Annotated in this window: 12 protein-coding genes and 1 riboswitch; of the genes, 7 read left to right on the top strand and 5 right to left on the bottom strand. The window is 74.1% G+C overall.

Going from position 1 to position 18,331, the window contains the following annotated elements; translation table 11 throughout:
* Positions 1-333: 333 nt before the first annotated feature.
* A complete protein-coding gene (locus ACZ68P_RS07505; RefSeq protein ID WP_471003922.1) occupies positions 334-900 on the bottom strand; it encodes a MarR family winged helix-turn-helix transcriptional regulator in 567 nt (188 codons plus the stop codon).
* A 142-nt stretch (positions 901-1,042) separates the two neighbouring features.
* Here ACZ68P_RS07505 and ACZ68P_RS07510 point away from each other — a divergent pair, with 142 nt between their 5' ends.
* Positions 1,043-2,320, top strand: coding sequence for an MFS transporter (locus tag ACZ68P_RS07510; RefSeq protein ID WP_471004871.1), 1,278 nt, complete (start codon positions 1,043-1,045; stop codon positions 2,318-2,320).
* Positions 2,321-2,362: 42 nt separating this feature from the next.
* On the opposite strand, the gene ACZ68P_RS07515 is transcribed toward ACZ68P_RS07510, so the two are convergent.
* Both ACZ68P_RS07515 and ACZ68P_RS07520 read right to left on the bottom strand, forming a co-directional pair.
* Complete coding sequence (locus tag ACZ68P_RS07515; protein ID WP_471003924.1) at positions 2,363-3,997, bottom strand: ATP-binding SpoIIE family protein phosphatase; 1,635 nt, start codon at positions 3,995-3,997, stop codon at positions 2,363-2,365.
* A 107-nt stretch (positions 3,998-4,104) separates the two neighbouring features.
* On the bottom strand, positions 4,105-5,469 hold the full coding sequence (locus ACZ68P_RS07520; RefSeq protein ID WP_471003927.1) for an NAD(P)/FAD-dependent oxidoreductase: 1,365 nt from the start codon (positions 5,467-5,469) through the stop codon (positions 4,105-4,107).
* A gap of 354 nt (positions 5,470-5,823) precedes the next feature.
* On the opposite strand from ACZ68P_RS07520, the gene ACZ68P_RS07525 reads away from it, so the two are divergent.
* Together ACZ68P_RS07525 and ACZ68P_RS07530 are read left to right on the top strand one after the other, a co-directional pair.
* A complete protein-coding gene (locus tag ACZ68P_RS07525) occupies positions 5,824-6,648 on the top strand; it encodes a TetR/AcrR family transcriptional regulator (protein WP_471003929.1) in 825 nt (274 codons plus the stop codon).
* 239 nt (positions 6,649-6,887) lie between these two features.
* Positions 6,888-8,939: a sigma-70 family RNA polymerase sigma factor gene (locus tag ACZ68P_RS07530; RefSeq protein ID WP_471003931.1), complete on the top strand. Its 2,052-nt coding sequence runs from the start codon at positions 6,888-6,890 to the stop codon at positions 8,937-8,939.
* Between the two features lie 51 nt (positions 8,940-8,990).
* Here ACZ68P_RS07530 and ACZ68P_RS07535 read toward each other — a convergent pair whose 3' ends face one another.
* A complete protein-coding gene (locus ACZ68P_RS07535) occupies positions 8,991-11,168 on the bottom strand; it encodes an asparagine synthase-related protein (RefSeq protein WP_471004873.1) in 2,178 nt (725 codons plus the stop codon).
* A 545-nt stretch (positions 11,169-11,713) separates the two neighbouring features.
* Between ACZ68P_RS07535 and ACZ68P_RS07540 the strand changes: the two genes are divergently transcribed.
* The 4 genes from ACZ68P_RS07540 (at position 11,714) to ACZ68P_RS07555 (ending at position 16,953) form a co-directional block, all read left to right on the top strand.
* Positions 11,714-13,189 (top strand): MFS transporter, encoded by a 1,476-nt coding sequence (locus ACZ68P_RS07540; protein WP_471003932.1) that lies wholly within the window; start codon positions 11,714-11,716, stop codon positions 13,187-13,189.
* A 204-nt stretch (positions 13,190-13,393) separates the two neighbouring features.
* The gene (gene lhgO / locus ACZ68P_RS07545) at positions 13,394-14,533 is read left to right on the top strand and encodes an L-2-hydroxyglutarate oxidase (RefSeq protein ID WP_471004875.1); all 1,140 of its coding nucleotides are present in this window, start codon (positions 13,394-13,396) and stop codon (positions 14,531-14,533) included.
* 321 nt (positions 14,534-14,854) lie between these two features.
* A complete protein-coding gene (gene trmB / locus ACZ68P_RS07550) occupies positions 14,855-15,574 on the top strand; it encodes a tRNA (guanosine(46)-N7)-methyltransferase TrmB (protein ID WP_471004877.1) in 720 nt (239 codons plus the stop codon).
* Between the two features lie 68 nt (positions 15,575-15,642).
* Positions 15,643-16,953, top strand: a complete 1,311-nt coding sequence (locus ACZ68P_RS07555) for a PrsW family intramembrane metalloprotease (protein ID WP_471003934.1) — start codon at positions 15,643-15,645, stop codon at positions 16,951-16,953.
* Positions 16,954-17,017: 64 nt separating this feature from the next.
* Here the strand turns inward: ACZ68P_RS07555 and ACZ68P_RS07560 are convergent, their stop codons facing one another.
* Positions 17,018-18,115, bottom strand: a complete 1,098-nt coding sequence (locus ACZ68P_RS07560; RefSeq protein WP_471003936.1) for a M23 family metallopeptidase — start codon at positions 18,113-18,115, stop codon at positions 17,018-17,020.
* Positions 18,116-18,126: 11 nt separating this feature from the next.
* Positions 18,127-18,274: riboswitch (cyclic di-AMP (ydaO/yuaA leader) on the bottom strand.
* Between the last annotated feature and the right edge of the window lie 57 nt (positions 18,275-18,331).

Here is an 18,331-nt window from a genome sequence, read left to right on the forward strand (position 1 = left end):
TTTCCCTTTCCGGCGGTTCCGACTCTATCAGATCCTTTCGGGCCTGATTCCCAGTCAGAGGGGGTTGTCCTCGCGGCTGTTGGGCCGTTCCGACGCTCAAACTCTAGCGGATTTCCCGGGCGGCTCATAATCGAGTCGGTCGAAATGAATTTCGGCATGCCGAAATTCGTCCCGGTCGGGAGATCGTGCTGGGTTGAGTTGCCGCATCAGCGGCGGGAGTGGTTGTCGCAGAACCGTTCCGGCCCCGTGACAACTCGGAGAACACTACGGATACGGGCGGGGCGTGTCAACCCTCGCCCGGCGGGGCTCGGACAGCCCGTGCCAGGGGCCCCGTCAGTCCAGGTCGGTGAGCCGGCCGCCCGCGTCGGGCTGGGTGTGTTCCACGCGCCTGAGCAGGCGGATCAGCATCTCGCCGAGGAGGCCGCGCTCCTCGGTCGACAGGTCCTGGAGGAGCTCCTCCTCGAAGTCCGTCGCCATGCGCATCGCCTCGAGCCACTTCGAGCGGCCCTCGTCGGTGAGCTCCACGATCACCCGGACGCGGTTGTTCTCGTCGCGGTCGCGGGTGACCAGACCTTCTCCCGCCATGCGGTCGATGCGATGGGTCATCGCGGCCGGGGTGAGACCGAGGCGCTTGGCCAGCTCGCCGGGCCCGAGGCGGTACGGAGCGCCGGAGAGGACCAGGGTCTTCAGGACCTCCCATTCGGCGTTGCTGATGCCGAGGTCGGCGACCTGGCGGCCGTACGCGACGTTCATCCGGCGGTTCAGCCGGCCCAGGGCGGAGACGACCTTCTCGACCTGGGGGTCGAGGTCGCGGAACTCGCGCTGGTAGGCGGCGATCTGCTCGTCGAGGCTCGGCTCCTGGAGGGACCGCGCGCCGGACTGCTCGGGGGTGTCGGACATGCGGGGAGTATCCCACGGTCGACGTTGGCGTTGAAGTCCTTCGATGTGTACAGTTAAGCATCGAACTTTAGGGTTGAAGTCTTCAGGGTTCAGGCGTACATGCCTGAACCCTCTATCGAAGTGGGTGAGTGTGACCAAGGCGATGGGTGCAGCGATGCGCCGGATCCAGGCGGGGAGCGCGCTGAGCGCGTTCGGGCTCGGCTTCACCGTTCCGTACCTCTATGTGTATGTCGCTCAGGTGCGGGACCTGGGCGCGACCACGGCGGGCATCGTGCTCGCCGTCTTCGCCATGGCCGCACTCGTCGTCCTTCCGTTCAGCGGGCGCGCCATCGACCGGCGCGGGCCCGTCCCCGTCCTTCTGGTCGCCGCCGTGCTGGCCTCGCTCGGTGCGCTGGGCATGGGCCTGGCCGGCAGCGTTTCGGCGGTCGTGGGGGCGGCGGCGCTGCTCGGTGCCGGTACGGCCGTGATGCAGCCGGCGCTCGCGACGATGATCGTCTGGTGCTCGGACCCGGCCGGCCGGACCCGTTCCTTCGCCATGCAGTTCTTCCTGCAGAACCTCGGACTCGGTGTCGGTGGTCTGATCGGCGGCCAGCTCGTCGACGAGAGCAGGCCCGGCAGCTTCCTTCTTCTCTTCTCGATCGAAGCGGCGATGTTCCTGGTGCTCGCCGGGATCGTGCTGACCGTGCGCGTGCCGGGTTCGCCCGCCCTTCAGGGCAGCCGGCCGGCCGCGTCCAAGGGGGGCGGTGTCCGCGCGCTCCTGGGTCACAAGGCCATGGTCCGGCTGTGCGTCCTGGGCTTCGTGCTGTTCTTCGCCTGCTACGGGCAGTTCGAGTCGGGTCTGGCGGCGTACGGGACGGAGGCGGCCGGCATCGAGCCGTCGACGCTGGGGATCGCGCTGGCCGCCAACACGGCGGTCATCGTCGTCGCCCAGTTCGTGGTGCTGCGGTTCGTCGAGCGCCGCAGGCGCAGCCGGGTGATCGCGGCCGTCGGTCTGATCTGGACCGTGGCGTGGGTGATCGCCGGGTACGCGGGCCTCGGGCACGGCAGCCAGGCCATGGCGACCGCGGCGTTCGTCTCCACGTACGCCCTGTTCGGTCTCGGTGAGGCGATGCTGTCGCCGACGGTGGCGCCGCTGGTGGCGGACCTGGCGCCGGAGGCGATGGTCGGGCAGTACAACTCGGCCTTCGCCCTGGTCAAGCAGCTGGCGCTGGCCGTCGGTCCGGCCGTCGGCGGGCCCATGGGGGCCGCGCTGCACGGGCCGTACATCGTGACCTTCGTGCTCTTCTCGCTCGGGATCACCGTCCTGGCGCTGCGTCTGGGCCGGCGGCTCACGCCCGAGCAGGACCAGCCGTCGCTCGCCGCCAAGCCCTCGCGGGTGGTGGCGCGCCACCGGCCCGAGAAGGAGACGCTCGCCGCCTGACGGCTGTGCCGGCCCCCGGTGCGGTCGCGCTCCGCGGGCGGCTCAGTCCGGCAGAGCGAACTCGCACCAGACGGCCTTGCCGCCTCCCGGCGTGCGGCGGCTTCCCCAGGACGAGGCGATCGTCGCGATGATCGAGATTCCGCGGCCCGCCTCGTCCTCCGACTCCGCTCTGCGGCGGCGCGGCAGATGGTCGTCGCCGTCGGTGACCTCGATGATCAGCCGGCGGTCGGTGCGGCGCAGGCGCAGGCGCATCGGCGGGGTGCCGTGCTTCAGGGAGTTCGCCACCAGCTCGCTGGTGGCGAGGACGCCCAGGTCGCGCAGCTCGACGGGGAAGCGCCAGCTGGCGAGGACACCCGAGGCGAAGGCACGCGCGCGGGGAGCGGCCTCGACGCCGCCGAGGAGTTCCAGGCCGGCGTTGTGGAACAGCTCGGCGTCGGGCCCCTTGCGGGCGGGGTGCTGGACGACGAGGACAGCGACGTCGTCGTCGTGCTCGGCGGTGACGCCGAGCGAGCGCAGCAGCCGGTCGCAGACGACCTGCGGGGTGCCGGTGGCGCCGGAGAGGGCGCGCTCCAGGGCGGCGACGCCTTCGTCGATGTCCTCGCGCCGGCGCTCGACCAGACCGTCGGTGTAGAGGACGGCGCTGGAGCCGGGGGGCAGGGCGATGCTGCCGGAGGTGTGCAGCCAGCCGCCGGTGCCGAGCGGGGGCCCCGTGGGGTCCTCGGCGCGCCGGACGGAACCGTCCTCGTCGCGGACGAGGATCGGGAGGTGGCCGGCGGAGGCGTAGACGAGCTTGCCTTCGTTGGGGTCGTGCACGGCGTAGACGCAGGTGGCGATCTGGCTGGCGTCGATCTCGGCGGCGAGGCCGTCGAGGAGCTGGAGCACCTCGTGCGGGGGCAGGTCGAGCCGGGCGTAGGCGCGCACGGCGGTCCTGAGCTGGCCCATGACGGCGGCGGCGCGCACACCGCGCCCCATCACGTCGCCGATGACGAGGGCGGTGCGGCCCGCCCCGAGGGTGATGACGTCGTACCAGTCCCCGCCGACGGCCGCGTCCGTGCCGCCGGGCTGGTACGTGGCGGCGATGCGCAGGTCGTCGGGCTGCTCCAGCTCCTGGGGGAGCAGGGAGCGCTGGAGGGTGACGGCGGTCTCCCGGTGGCGGCGCTCGCTGGCGCGCAGCCGCTCGGCGGCTTCGGCGTGGTCGGTGACGTCGGCGGCGTGCACGAGGACGCCGCCGCCGGTGAAGCGCGGGGACTCGACGGGCAGGCAGGTGACCGTGTACGAGCCGCCGTCCTGGGTCTTGCGGGACTTGACGGTCCGGGGCTTGCCGCTGCGCAGGACCTGGTCCATCAGCGGGAGCAGGCCGAGTTCGTGGGCCTCGGGGCAGGCGTCGGCGACGGTCGCCCCGGCGGGCCGGGGGCCGAAGGCGGCGGCGTAGGCGTCGTTGACGTACGCGATGCGGTGCTCGGGGCCGTGCGCGAGTGCGACCAGGCCGGGGAGCCGGCCGATGACCTCGCGTACGGAGAAGTCCTCGAGCGCGGGCACGTCGGCGGCGTCGGCGGCGAGGTGCTCCAGCTGCGGCCCGTACTCACCGCGGGCCGCGGGCACGGAGCCTTCGGTCCCCCGAGCCGCCGTGCGGCGCTGCGTGCCGGGGAGCCGGGCGCTCCAACGGGTGAAGTTCACGGATCTGTATGCCTCGTGGTGTCGTTGGCCGTGCTGAGTCACTCTGTGCAGGTGTGAGCCCACCTATGGTCACACGTCCAGTGTGACCGACCGCACTGACATCGGTGTCAGCCGGGCTTCGGGCCGTTCTTCGGGGGCGGGGGTGCGGCGGCGAGTTCGAATTCGGCACGCGGGTGTTCGAGCGAGCCGAGCGAGACGATCTCGCGTTTGAACAGGCCGGAGAGGGTCCACTCGGCCAGGACGCGGGCCTTGCGGTTGAAGGTCGGGACGCGGCTCAGGTGGTAGGCGCGGTGCATGAACCATGCGGGGTAGCCCTTGAGCTTACGGCCGTAGATGTGGGCGACGCCTTTGTGGAGGCCGAGGGAGGCGACCGAGCCCGCGTAGGAGTGGGCGTACTCCTTGAGCGGCTGCCCGCGTAGGGAGGCGGCGATGTTCTCGGCCAGGACCTTGGTCTGGCGGACCGCGTGCTGGGCGTTGGGCGCGCATTGCCTGCCGGGTTCGCCGGCCGTGATGTCGGGGACGGCGGCCGCGTCGCCCGCCGCCCAGGCGTGTTCGACGCCCTCGACGGTGAGTTCGGCGGTGCACCTGAGCCGGCCCCGTTCGTCGAGGGGCAGGTCGGTGGCGGAGAGGACGGGGGCGGGTTTGACGCCTGCCGTCCACACGACGGTACGGGTGGGGATCCGGGCGCCGTCGCTGAGTACGGCCACGCGGTCCTCGCAGGATTCGAGCCGGGTGTCGAGGCGTACGTCGATGTTGCGGGCGCGCAGCTCGCGGATCGCGTACGTGCCCATCTCCTCGCCCACTTCGGGCAGGATCCGGTGCGTGGCCTCCACGAGCACCCAGCGAAGGTCCTCGGGCTTGATGTTGTGGTAGTACCGCGCGGTGTAGCGGGCCATGTCCTCCAGCTCGGCGAGGGCCTCGACCCCCGCGTAGCCGCCGCCGACGAAGACGAAGGTGAGGGCGGCGTCGCGCAGGCCCGGGTCCCGGGTGGAGGAGGCGATGTCCATCTGTTCGATGACGTGGTTGCGCAGCCCGATGGCCTCCTCGACGGTCTTGAAGCCGATGGCGTAGTCGGCGAGGCCGGGGACGGGGAGGGTGCGGGAGATCGAGCCGGGCGCGATGACCAGTTCGTCGTAGGAGAGCCGGTCGTGGCCGGTGCCCTCCTCCTCGGTGGCGAGGGTGGAGAGCGTCGCCGTCCGGTTGGCGTGGTCGACGGCGTGGACCTCGCCGATGACGATCCGGCACTTGTCGAGGACGCGCCGCAGCGGGACGACGACGTGGCGCGGCGAGATCGAACCGGCGGCCGCCTCGGGGAGGAACGGCTGGTACGTCATGTACGGGTCGGGAGTGACCACCACGATCTCGACGGCGCCGCTTCTCAGCTCGGCCTTGAGCTGCCGCTGCAGGCGCAGCGCGGTGTACATCCCGACGTAGCCACCGCCGACAACGAGAATGCGCGCAGGTTCGGTCACTGTCCCATGACGCACCGCCGTCCGGGGTTTGTCCACAGGCCCGGCAAATTGTGTGACCGCGGAAGTGCGGGGGCGTGGGGTGGCGCGTGAGGGGGGTACGGCGGGAAGTGTGCAGGTCAGGGCCGACGAGGGGGGTGCGGTGGGGGGTGGGAATCGGGAGAGTTCCGGTCCTTGCTCCGATCGGGGGGCGCACCGTACGGAACTCCCCCTTCTGAATTGACCCCGACTCAACTATGTTCGTACCTCGTCGGGGTATCGGACGGCCGCGCGCGGACCAGAGCGCGGACAGGGTCCGGGACCCCGTGTCAGGGCGGGGAGTCTCCGGGGGGAGACATCATGAGCGGGGGAACGCTTATGCACATGCAGGATGCGTACGGCCAGACCGTCGTCGCGGCGACGGACGGCCATGTCAACGGACGTCCGGGCACGTCGACGGGTATGTCGGGTGTCTCGGCGGCCATGTCGGCCGCCCCCACGGGGGTCGGCCGGGCGGCGCCGCTGCGCGTGGACGCGCAGCGGAACCTGGAGCACGTCCTGCGCGCGGCGCGCGAGGTGTTCGGCGAGCTGGGATACGGCGCGCCGATGGAGGACGTGGCGCGGCGCGCCCGGGTCGGCGTGGGCACGGTCTACCGCCGCTTCCCCAGCAAGGACGTGCTGGTGCGCCGGATAGCCGAGGAGGAGACGGCCCGGCTGACCGATCAGGCACGGACGGCGCTGGGGCAGGAGGACGAGCCGTGGTCCGCGCTCTCCCGGTTCCTGCGGACCTCGGTGGCCTCGGGCGCGGGGCGGCTGCTGCCTCCTCAGGTGCTGAGGGTCGGCGTGGACGAGGGGACCTCCGCCGAGGAGGAGCTCTCGGCGTCCGGCGCGCGGTCCTCGGAGGACGGCGCGCGGGTGCCTCACCAGCGGATCGTCGGGGACCTGCCGTCCCGGGTGATCGCGTCGCGCGCGGTGCCGGCCGCGGAGCAGGACGACGACGCCGGTGCGGCGGAGCTCCTGGAGGTCGTCGGGCGGCTGGTCGACCGGGCGCGCGAGGCGGGTGAGCTGCGGGCCGACGTGACCGTGGCGGACGTCCTCCTGGTGATAGCCACGGCGGCGCCCGCCCTGCCGGACGCGGCGCAGCAGGCGGCGGCCTCGACCCGCCTCCTGGACATCCTGCTGGAGGGTCTGCGGTCGCGGTAGCCGGAGGGGGGTGCGGTCGCGGGAGCGCGGCCCTTCACTCCCCCCTGCTCGCGGCCCGGTGCCGGCGCTCGCCTCGCCACGGACACGCGTGAACGGACGCGCACACGTGCGCGGTTACGCCTCGACGGGGGGAGTCACCCCGGACGAGTGGTAAGTGCGGTTGCGGCTCCGGGGCGCACGCGCTCTGTGTCACGCTTGGCCGGTGTTCGGGTCTGGGCGTGCGTACGGGGGCTTCCGCGATGAGCGGTGACGGACGGGACGAGCCGCTGGGCCAGGGCGGTGCCATGGGTACCGGCCACCCGTCCGTCCGGCAGGTGCCGGGCCAGGGCGGCCCGCAGGGCTCCTCCGGTCCGGCCAGGGGCCCGGCGGGTGCGGCGCCGGTGGACGCTCCGCCGAGCGTGCCGCAGCAGCGCGAACGCGGTGGGCCGGGCGGCGCCGTGGGCGGGCCGGGCGGTGTTCCCGGGGACGGGGGCCGCGAGGCCGAGGCCGCCTACGGCGACGATGCGGACGACGACGGTCTGCTGCCTCCGCCGGTCGAGCTGCCGCCCTCCGACGCCGAGTTGGTCCAGCTCGTGCGGAGCGGCGCCGACAGCGCGTACGAAGAGCTGTTCCGGCGGCACTCCGAGGCCGTGCGGCGCTACGCCCGGACGTGCTGCCGGGACGCGCACACCGCCGACGACCTGACGGCCGAGGTGTTCGCCAGGACGCTCCAGGCGGTACGGGGCGGGGCCGGCCCCGAGTACGCCGTGCGGGCCTATCTGCTGACGACCGTCCGGCGGGTCGCCGCCCACTGGACGAGGACGCAGCGGCGGGAGCACCTGGTCGAGGACTTCGCGGTGTTCGCGGCGCACGCCGCCCGCGGCTCCGAGGTCTCCGACCAGGACACGCTGGACCTGGGCGCGGACGTCCGGGCTATGCACGAGGCCGAGCAGTCCCTGGCCATGCAGGCGTTCAGGTCGCTGCCCGAGCGCTGGCAGGCCGTGCTGTGGCACACCACCGTCGAGGAGGAGTCACCGAGCGAGGTCGCACCGCTCTTCGGGCTGACCGCCAACGCCACGGCCGTCCTGGCCAGCCGGGCCCGGGAGGGCCTGAAGCAGGCCTACCTCCAGGCGCACGTCAGCGAGTCCCTCACCTCCGGCGGGGACTGCGCCCGCTACGCCGACCGGCTCGGCGCCCATGCCCGCGGGGGCTTGCGGACGCGGGCCGAGCGCGGGCTGCGCAAGCACCTGGACGAGTGCGCCAGGTGCCGGCTCGCGGCCGGTGAGCTGGAGCACGTCAACGCCGGGATCCCCGCGCTGCTCCCGGTCGCCGTCATCGGGTGGTTCGCCGCCGGGTACTCGCTCAAGGCCGCGGGCGTGGTGGCCGGCGGTGCGGCCGGTGCCGCCGGGGCCGGTGCGGCGGCCGCCGCCACGGGCGCCGGTTCGTCGGGTTCGGCCGGCACGTCGTCCGCCGCCGTGGCCGAAGGGCTCGGCGCACCCGCGAAGGCGGGGATCGCGGCCGCGGCGGCCGTCGCCGCGGCCGCCGGCCTGGTGTGGGCGCTGTCCGGCGACCCCCAGCCGGTCGCCGGACCCGTCCCCATCCCGCCGACGGTCGCCCCCGCCGTACCGCCGGAGCCCGCGCGCTCGCCGAGGCCGGCGCCCGAGCCACCGCCGCCGCCCGCCCCGGCCGAGACGACCCCGGAGCCGCGGCCGACCCCCGCCCCCACCCGGTCGGTAGCCCCGCCGCGCCCCCGGCCCGCGCCGGAACCCGCGCCGACCCCGACCCCGGCAGCGACCGTTTCGAAGACCGCGCCCCCGCCGCCCGCACCGCCGGTCCTCTACCCGGTCAGCCGACTGGAGTACGGCATCGCCGGCGACGGCACCAAGCCCGAGGTGCGGCTCGGGGACAGCAGCCCGATGTGGCAGCGCGACAGCCTGTGGATGGGCGGTACGCGGTACGCGCACGGGGTGAGCGTGCAAGCGCCCTCCTCGCTGACCATCGACCTCAACCGCCCGTGCGTCGGCTACGACGCGGTCGTCGGCATCGACGACCTGAGCGCCCCTCTCGGCGTCGGCGGTGTCCGCTTCTCCGTCTACGGGGACGGGGAACGGCTCTGGCGTTCCGCCGTGGTCCGGCCGGGCGATCCGGCGGTGCCGGTCCACGTCGGGATCGCCGGACGCGGCACGCTCCGCCTGGTGGTGGAGCCCCAGACGCCGTTCGGCCGGGTCGCGGTCGCGGACTGGGCCCGGTCGCAGATCACCTGCGCGTCATCGGGCGGCCCGGCCCCGTCGGGCGACGCCCCGCGCGACTGACGCCTCGCCCCGGCCTCCCCCACCCCGCCCTTCGTACGCGCCGCCCGCGCCTCACGCCAGGAGTGACCGCCGGGAGGACGGGACCAGGGGGCCCGGGACCGCGCGCTGGCGGGGGGCCGCCGTGCCCGTCCAGCAGGATCCGCGGCGAGCCAGGAGGCGGCGGAGCCAGAGTTCGGTGGAGACGAGGTCGGCGAGGCCGTCCAGCGGGACCGGCTCCCCGTCGGCGGCGGCGATCAGCGCCTCGCGGACCACGCGGGCCTCGATCAGGCCGGCGTCCGCGAGGAGGGGGGCGTCGAAGACGGCGAGGAGGCCGGGGAGCGCGGCCCGCAGGCCGGCGCGGGCGGCGGCGGCCGGGACCGCCGGATTCGGGGCGCCCCAGCCGGACGGCAGGTCGTGGACGCCCGCGCCGGCGAGGACCGTGCGCAGGACGTCCGCCCGGGCGCCGGGCTGGACCCGCAGCGATTCGGGGAGGGTACGGCAGGCCCGTACCACCTGGTTGTCGAGGAACGGCGCGTGCAGCCTCTGGCTGCGGATCTCGGCCGCCTGCTCCAAGACCCTGTGGTCGGCCGCGGCCCGTGCGAGCGCCGCACGCGCGCGTGCCTCCCCCGGGCGCTGCACCGAGGTCGGCAGGGTCGCCGCCCGTTGCAGGCGAACCGATACTTCGGCGAGGGCCTCCCCGGTCAGCCACCGGGCCGCCGGACCGGGCCGCGACCAGGTCAGGGCCGAGAGCGATGCCTCCAGGGGACCGAAGGCGCCCGGCGGGGTCCGGTTCGCCTCCAGGAGCCCGGTCGCCGCCGCCTCCAGGCCGGTGCGGTACGGCGTACGGGCCAGGCGGCGCGCCGCGCGGTAGACGGTCAGGGGGACGAGGAGCGAGCCCGCGGACGTGCCCGTCGCCTTCGCGAGCGCCGTCACCGGACGGACGAGGGATCTGCGCCGCCGGTCCATCAGCAGGTCGGCGAGGCGCGCCGGGTGGGCGTCGAGGACCTGCCGGGCGCCAAGGCCGGTGAAGTGGTCGGCGCTGCCGCCCGCGAGGCGCCGCCGGTGCCGGCCGGCCACCACCAGGGACGGGCCGGGCTCGTCCGTCAGCGGTCCGTCCAGCTCCGCGTACGGCAGCGCCTCCTCGCCCGCCGCGACGACCACGTGGTGCAGCCGCGGGTCGGCGGCGATGGCCCGGGCCCGCTCCAGCTCCTCCTCGCGATGCGCGCTGGTCCGGGTGGCCAGGTCGTTGAAGGTGACGGCGAGCAGCCGCTCCCCCGCGCCGGTGCCGTGGCCGAGGATCGTGCCGGGTACGCCCGGGAGGCCGGCGGCCAGCAGGGCGAGGGTGCCGGACGCGCTGCCTCCGGACAGGTCCGCGCCGATGCCGGGCGCCGGTCCGCCGCCTCGGGCGGCCCGTCGCTCGGCGGGACCCATGCCGGGGACGGGCCCGGGGTCCGGCAGCCGGGTCTCGGGCGCGTGCCGGGGTGCGGTGAGCCGGGCCCGTACCGCCTCGACCAGCGCGTCCCGTACCCCTTCCACCGCCTGCCGTGGCTCGGTCTCCGGCGCGGCGACGGCGAGCGAGGCCACCTGTTCGTAGCCGGTGACCTCGCGCGAGCCCTCGCGCAGGATCAGCGCGTGGCCGGGCGGGACCCGTTTCACGCCTTCGTACGGTGTGGAGTCGCGCAGCGCCTCCGGGGTCTCGGGGCAGGCGAGCAGCGCCGCGAGGTGCCCGATGTCGAGCTGTGCCTCGATGAGGTCGGCGAGCGGCAGGGCGGCGGTGGCGTACGCGGTGCCCTTGGCCCAGGGGGTGTGGAACACCGGCCGCGCGCCGGCCAGATCGCCGGTGACGGTGATCCGGCGGCCGACCTGGACGACGGCGGTGTAGCTGCCCGCCCAGGACGTGAGGTGGCGCAACGCCCCGCCGCGCGCGGCGAAGAGCCCGCTCCGCAGTTCCTCGTCGCTCGCCGCGCAGCACCCCAGGACGGCGAGGCGGCTGTGCGCGTCGACGCCGACGACCCGCACCTCGTCGGGGCGCCAGTCGCCGACCGCCCACAGCGGATCGGGGTCACCCCACAGGAGTTGTGCGCCCACCGGTTGCAGTGTGCGCCCCTCGGACGCCGTCCCGCCGTCCGCGGCGCCGGCCAGGCCGGGGGGACCCGCCGCTCCGGAGAGGCCGTCCGCTCCCGGGAAGCCCGCCGTTCCCGCCGTACCGAAGCTCGCGGCGACACTGCTCCAGCCCACCAGCCATCGCATCGGCGCCTCCACGTCCGTTCGGTGGAGGAACATGCTGCCACGACAACAGCGCACAGGACGGGCCGCGTGGCCGGGTGCGCGAAAGGCGAATGAGCCTCTGGCATTGGCCAGTTGCCCACCGTCGTCATTCGGCCATTCTCGGCGGCGTGTCGGGCCGTCGGCAGTCCGGGAGGCGCCCATCGCCTCCCGGAGCCGTCCGCCGCCCGCGGGGAGGGGGCGGCGGTATCCCCCAGCCCACCGGTTTCTGGCCGGGTGGGCCGACCCACGCAGCACTCATGGAAGCGCTCCCCCTCCGGCCGGGCGAGAGCGCACGGCCGGGCGCACGGCCACACACCCGGAGCACGCTCCCCGGCGGCGCCCCCGGCGCTCTCGGCACCGACCCCTCCGCGCCGTCCGCCCGTCCCGGGTCCGTCCACACAACAATCCCGCCATACGGCACTCCGCCCCTTAACGGTAGGGATGCGGCGAACTACGCTGTGTTTACGAATGCCGCACGCTTATGCCCGGTGTCGCGGCGGCCGTCTGGGTGGTCGAGGGGTGGCGTCATGTCCAGGGAGCAACGCGGGCCGAACGAAAAGCTCGGCACGGTTCTCGCCCTCGCGGGAATCAGCAACGCCGGGCTCGCCCGGCGCGTCAACGACCTCGGGGCGCAGCGGGGGCTGACGCTTCGTTACGACAAGACGTCGGTGGCGCGGTGGGTGTCGAAGGGGATGGTGCCCCAGGGCGCCGCCCCGCATCTGATCGCGGCCGCCATCGGCCAGAAGCTGGGCCGTCCGGTGCCGCTCCACGAGATCGGTCTCGCCGACGCCGACCCGGCGCCCGAAGTGGGCCTGGCCTTCCCCCGCGACGTGGGCGAGGCCGTCCGTTCGGCGACCGAGCTGTACCGGCTGGATCTGGCCGGTCGCCGGGCCGGCGGCGGCGGTATCTGGCAGTCGCTGGCCGGATCCTTCGCGGTGAGCGCGTACGCCACCCCCGCCTCCCGATGGCTGATAACCCCCGCCGACTCGTCCGTGGAGCGGCTGGTGCGCCGGTCGGGGGCCGGTGGGGCGGGCGGGCCCGGTGGGATCGAGGAGGCGCCCGACGCCCCCGAGAACGGGCTCCACGCGCGCGTGGGGCACAGCGATGTCGCCAAGCTCCGGGAGGCCGCGGAGGACGCGCGCCGCTGGGACTCCAAGTACGGCGGGGGCGACTGGCGTTCCTCCATGGTCCCGGAGTGCTTACGCGTCGACGCGGCTCCCCTGCTGCTCGGCTCGTACTCCGACGAGGTGGGCCGGGCCCTGTTCGGCGCCACAGCGGAGCTGACCCGGCTGGCCGGCTGGATGGCCTTCGACACCGGTCAGCAGGAGGCCGCCCAGCGCTACTACATCCAGGCCCTGCGCCTCGCCCGCGCCGCCGCCGACGTGCCCCTCGGGGGTTACGTCCTCGCCTCCATGTCGCTCCAGGCCACCTACCGCGGTTTCGCCGACGAGGGCGTGGACCTCGCCCAGGCCGCCCTCGAGCGCAACCGCGGGCTCGCCACGGCCCGCACCCTGTCCTTCTTCCGGCTCGTCGAGGCCCGGGCGCACGCGAAGGCGAACGACGGGGCGGCGGCCGCCGCGGCGCTCAAGGCGGCCGAGGGATGGCTGGAGCGCTCCCGGGAGGGCGACGCCGACCCGTCCTGGCTGGGCTTCTACTCGTACGACCGGTTCTGCGCCGACGCCGCCGAGTGCTACCGCGACCTCAAGGCCCCCCGTCAGGTCCGCCGCTTCACCGAGCAGGCGCTCTCGCGGCCGACGGAGGAGTACGTCCGTTCGCACGGGCTGCGGCTCGTGGTGTCGGCGGTCGCGGAGCTGGAGTCGGGCAATCTGGACGCCGCCTGCGCGGCGGGCACGCGCGCGGTGGAGGTGGCCGGGCGGATCTCGTCCGCCCGCACCACGGAGTACGTCCGCGATCTGCTGCACCGGCTCGAGCCGTACGGGGACGAGCCGAGGGTCATGGAGCTGCGCGAGCGGGCCCGGCCGCTGCTGATGACACCGGCGTGACGCGTGTCCCACCGGGTTTAGCCGCATTGTCAGTGGGCCAGTGCACTATCGGGGTGGGAGGTGGTGCAGGTGTCCGGGGCGCAGACGTCCGTACGGGACGCACGAGACCCGCGGGACGTCCGGTCCGAGCGGTCCGTGCGGGATGTACGGAATGTGCGGGACGTGGACTGCGACGTGCTCGTGATCGGCGGCGGAATCGTCGGCATGTCGACGGCGTACGCCCTGAGCCGCGCCGCCCCCGGCACCCGTGTCACCGTCCTGGAGAAGGAGCCCGGCCCGGCCCGCCACCAGACGGGACGCAACAGCGGCGTGATCCACAGCGGGATCTATTACCGCCCGGGTTCCCTGAAGGCACGGTTCGCGGTCGCGGGCGCGGCCGAGATGGTCAAGTTCTGCGCGGAGTACGACCTGCCGTACGAGGTCACGGGCAAGCTGATCGTCGCGACCGCGCGCGAGGAGCTGCCCCGCCTGCACGCGCTCGTGCAGCGCGGCCGGGAGAACGGCATCCCGGTGCGGGAGCTGGGCCCGGCGCAGATCTCCGCCTACGAGCCGAGGGTGCGGGGCCTCGCGGCGATCCACGTGGGCACGACGGGGATCTGCGACTACGGCGCGGTGACGGCGCAGCTCGCCGAGTCCTCGGGGGCCCGCGTCCTCTACGGCTCGGAGGTCACGGCGGTCGACCGGCGGCCCTGGGGGGTGGCCGTGCGCACGGCTGCCGGCACGGTGGTGCGCGGGCGGGTCCTGGTGAACTGCGCCGGGCTGCACTGTGACCGGGTGGCCCGGCTCGCGGGCGACGACCCCGAGATGCGGATCGTCCCCTTCCGGGGCGAGTACTACGAACTGGCCGACCCCTCGCTCGTCCGCGGCCTCGTGTATCCGGTTCCCGACCCCGCGTTCCCGTTCCTCGGCGTGCACCTGACCCGGGGGATCGGCGGAGGCGTCCATGTCGGCCCGAACGCCGTGCCGGCGCTCGCCCGGGAGGGGTACGGCTGGTCGGTCGTGCGCCCCGGGGACCTCGCGGGCACGCTCGCGTGGCCGGGCTCATGGGCGATCGCGCGGGAGCACTGGCGGTACGGAGCAGGGGAGCTGCGGCGCTCGCTGTCGAAGCGGGCGTTCACGGAGGCGGTGCGCAGACTGCTGCCGGTCGTGGAGGAGCGGGACCTGCGACGGACCGCCGCGGGCGTCCGCGCCCAGGCGGTGCTTCGGGACGGCACCCTGGTCGACGACTTCCTGATCCGGGAATCGGCGAGGACGGTGCACGTCCTGAACGCCCCCTCCCCGGCGGCGACGGCGTCCCTCCCGATCGGCAGGGAGGTCGCGCAGCGCGCTTTGGCGCTGCTGTAGCGGACGGATCTTCCGCAGCTGGGCGGAGGCGTGGCGCCTACGGGGGCGCCCTTACCGGGCCGCTGCCCTCCCCGGGACCGCTCACCCGGGCCGCTCTGCCGGGTCATCCCCCCGGCCGTTCCCCGCGCCGGGCCGTCGCCGCGGCCCGTCGCCGCGGGCCGCCGGCGAGCGCGGGCGGCCCCGTAGAATTGCCGCATTGTGTCTGAGACCCGTGAAACCGTTCCGCACCCCGCCGACGCGCCCGTCCTCGCCGAGCCGGCCGCCGTCGCGTCCGCCACCGAGCCCGTCGCCGAGGCCGTCGTCGCCCGCCGGGGCAGCCGGATGTTCGCCGCCGGGGAAGGGCCCCTGCCCGATCCCGCCGGGTCGCACCACGAGCGGCGCATCCGCAGCTTCCAGCCCCGGCGCAGCCGCGTCACCGCCGGTCAGGCCGAGGCCATGCTCAAGCGCTGGCCGGACTGGGGCCTGGACATCGACGGCAAGCGGGTCCTCGACCTGAGGGAGATGTTCGGCGGCCTTCCGGTGGTCCTGGAGATCGGCTTCGGCATGGGCGAGGCCACCGCGCGGATGGCCGCCGCCGACCCCGGCACCGGCATCCTCGCCGTGGACGTGCACACCCCCGGCCAGGGCAACCTCCTGGGACTGGCCGACCGGAACGGGCTCGAGAACGTCCGGGTGGCCAACGGCGACGCGATCATCCTCCTGCGCGAGATGCTCACCGCCGACGCCCTCGACGGCTGCCGCGTCTACTTCCCGGACCCATGGCCCAAGAAGCGCCACCACAAGCGGCGCCTCATCCAGCCCGAGTTCCTCACCCTGCTCGCGAGCCGGATGAAGCCCGGCGCCGTCCTGCACTGCGCCACGGACTGGGAGGAGTACGCCGAGCAGATGCTGGAGGTCCTCTCCGCCCACCCCGACTTCGCGAACACCCGGCCCGACGGCGGCTACGCCCCCCGCCCCGACTTCCGCCCCCTCACGCGCTTCGAGGGACAGGGCCTCGACAAGGGGCACGTGGTCCACGACCTGCTCTTCCGGCGCGTGTAGGACCGGGTTTTCCACAGGGCACGGAACTCCCGCGCACGTTGTCGGTGCGGCTCGTTAGGGTCGCTTACGTGTCGAACCCCGTTCCCTCCCCCGTACCCGCCAGGGACACCGAGGAGCCGGCCTTCGCCGGCGTCCCCGGCCGCGCCCAGTGGCGCTACCGGCCCCGGCGCGCCTTCTGGCGCAGCAAGGTCGTCCGGGCCGTCGCCGTGATCACGGTGCTCGCGCTGTGCGCCCTGGTGATCCTCGCGCTGGTGCGGGACGAGACCGGGACGGAGGGTTTCCTCGTCGGGCTCGGTCTGGCCGTGCTGCCCGTGCCGCTCCTGATGGCCGCGTTCCGCTGGCTCGACCGCGTGGAGCCGGGCCCGTGGAAGAACCAGCTGTTCGCCTTCGCCTGGGGCGCGTTCGCGGCCGCGCTCGTCGCGCTGACCGCCAACACCTTCGCGGTCCGCTGGATAGCGACCGCGACCGCCGACCCCACCTCTGCGGACACCCTCGGCGCGACCGTCGTCGCACCGGTCGTGGAGGAGAGCGCCAAGGCCGCCGCGGTCCTGCTGCTCTTCCTCTTCCGCCGGCGTGACTTCACCGGGCTGGTCGACGGGGTCGTCGTCGCGGGTTTCACCGCCACCGGTTTCGCCTTCACCGAGAACATCCTCTATCTCGGCAGGGCCTTCGGGGAGGACCAGGAGTTCGGCTCCTCGGGCCTCGGCTCGGTGACGGCCGGGACCTTCTTCGTGCGGATCGTGATGTCGCCGTTCGCGCATCCGCTGTTCACCGTGCTCACCGGCCTCGGCTTCGGCTTCGCGGCTCTCGCCGCGCGCCGGAGGCGGATCCGCCGGACGCTGCTCCCCCTGGCCGGCCTGCTCCTCGCCATGGGCATGCACGCCCTGTGGAACGGCTCGGCCGTCTTCGGCGGCTGGGGGTTCATCCTCGTGTACGGCATGTTCATGGTGCCGGCGTTCGCGTTGCTGACCTGGCTGGCGATATGGAGCCGGCAGCGGGAGCTGCGCACCATATCCGGGCAGCTCCCGGCCTACGCGGCGGCCGGCTGGCTCTCGCCCGCCGAGCCGCTCGCGCTCTCCTCCATGCGGGCCCGCTCGATGGCCCGCGCCTTCGCCGCACGGACGTACGGCAAGCCGGCGGCGCAGGCGGTCGGGGAGTACGAAGCCTTCGCGACGACTTTGGCGTTTCTACGCCACCAGGCCGAGAGGGGCGCGGCGGAACCGGACTTCGCCGCCCGCGAGCAGGAACTGCTGCACCACCTCTGGCAGCGCAAGGCGGTGGCCTCTCCCGCGCTCACGTACGCGGCGCGGGCCACGGGGCAGGTGTGGGCGCCGCCGCAGTACCTCGACTACAGCGGCTACAACCCCTACCGCAGCTGACGGACACCGGGCCCGCATCCGGCACGGCGGCGTCCGCCGCGCCGGCGAGGACCGACCTGCCGGGTCAGACGTTCAGGCCCTTGTCCCGGAGCCAGGCCGCCGGGTCCACGCCGGATCCGCCCGGGGTGTGGACCTCCAGGTGGAGGTGGGCTCCCGTGACGTTGCCGGTCGCGCCCACGCGGCCGATCGTCTCGCCGGTGCCCACCGACTGGCCGGCGGAGGCGGTCATGGAGGAGAGGTGGCAGTACCAGATCTCCGTACCGTCCTCCAGCTCCAGGACGATGCGGTAGCCGTACGCGCCGGACCAGCCGGCCGAGGTGATGGTGCCGCCGTGGACCGCCTTGACCGGCGTGCCCGTGGGGGCGGCGAGGTCGAGACCCGTGTGGTAGCCCGAGGACCACATCGAGCCGGACTCGCCGAAGGTGGAGGTGATGACGTACGAGGAGGTGGGCAGGGCGTAGCTCGCGGCGAGCTTCGCCAGGCGCTCCGCCTCGGCCTTGGCCGCCGCTTCGGCCTCGGCCTGCTTCTTCGCCTCGGCCGCCGCCTTCTCCGCGGCGCTCGCCTTGGCGGCCGCCTCGGCAGCGGCCTTCTCGGCCGCCGCCTTCTCCGCCGCGGCCTTCTCGGCGGCGTCGGCGGAGGCCTGCTGCTGCTCGGCCTGCTGGAGGATGCGGGCGCGCAGCGCCTCGCCCGCGTCGGCGGTGGACGCGGAGGCGGTCGTGACCTCGGCCGTCCCGGTGCCCTCGGCGGGCAGGGCGAGGGTGGCGGTGAGCGGCTGGAGGTTGCCCGTGCCGGAGCCGTCGGCCGTGTCGCCGGCTCCGTCGGTCCCGTCCGCCAGGAGTTCGCCGACGCCGGGCAGCCCGGAGGCGTCCGGGAGGTCGAGGTCGGGAAGGGATATGGAGACGGCGGGCTTCTCCTGCGCGGTGGCCAGGCCGCCCGCGCCGACGGCGGCGATGACGCCGACGCCGAGGACGGTGGAGGAGCGGGCGAAGCCGGAGCGCTGCTTGACGACGCGGTGACGGCCTCCGGAGCGGGCCTGCTGGCGGAGGGAGTCCTCGGTCGGGTTCCACTCCTCCCAGGTGCCCGCGTCGTGGTCCGTCCCGGCGGCACCCGAGGCACCGAACGCATCGAAGGGGGCTTCGGGGGCAGGGGTGTTGGACGCCACGGAGGCGTGCTCCTTTCCTTCCTTCTCGCCTACCGGGTTAGCTGACGGGTTCGGAGCAGGAAGGTCTCCTACGGGCACGGTCGCACAGGTGCGAAAGCGCCCGATTCACCCCAAGTAGTGGTTCCCCGGTTCCCTTTCAGGATTCGGCGCACGCGCACGGTGCCGTCTCTTGCGACGACTGGGACGACCGCGCTGCGTTATCGAACGTTAATAGAC

This window comes from Streptomyces sp. NPDC036822, from assembly GCF_055609145.1.

Excerpts from the sequence above, each read along its gene's own strand:
- ACZ68P_RS07505 (WP_471003922.1), bottom strand. The coding sequence starts at position 900 with ATGTCCGACACCCCCGAGCAGTCCGGCGCGCGGTCCCTCCAGGAGCCG.
- ACZ68P_RS07510 (WP_471004871.1), top strand. The coding sequence starts at position 1,043 with ATGGGTGCAGCGATGCGCCGGATCCAGGCGGGGAGCGCGCTGAGCGCG.
- ACZ68P_RS07525 (WP_471003929.1), top strand. The coding sequence starts at position 5,824 with ATGCACATGCAGGATGCGTACGGCCAGACCGTCGTCGCGGCGACGGAC.
- ACZ68P_RS07530 (WP_471003931.1), top strand. The coding sequence starts at position 6,888 with ATGAGCGGTGACGGACGGGACGAGCCGCTGGGCCAGGGCGGTGCCATG.
- ACZ68P_RS07535 (WP_471004873.1), bottom strand. The coding sequence starts at position 11,168 with ATGCGATGGCTGGTGGGCTGGAGCAGTGTCGCCGCGAGCTTCGGTACG.
- ACZ68P_RS07540 (WP_471003932.1), top strand. The coding sequence starts at position 11,714 with ATGTCCAGGGAGCAACGCGGGCCGAACGAAAAGCTCGGCACGGTTCTC.
- lhgO (WP_471004875.1), top strand. The coding sequence starts at position 13,394 with ATGTCGACGGCGTACGCCCTGAGCCGCGCCGCCCCCGGCACCCGTGTC.
- trmB (WP_471004877.1), top strand. The coding sequence starts at position 14,855 with ATGTTCGCCGCCGGGGAAGGGCCCCTGCCCGATCCCGCCGGGTCGCAC.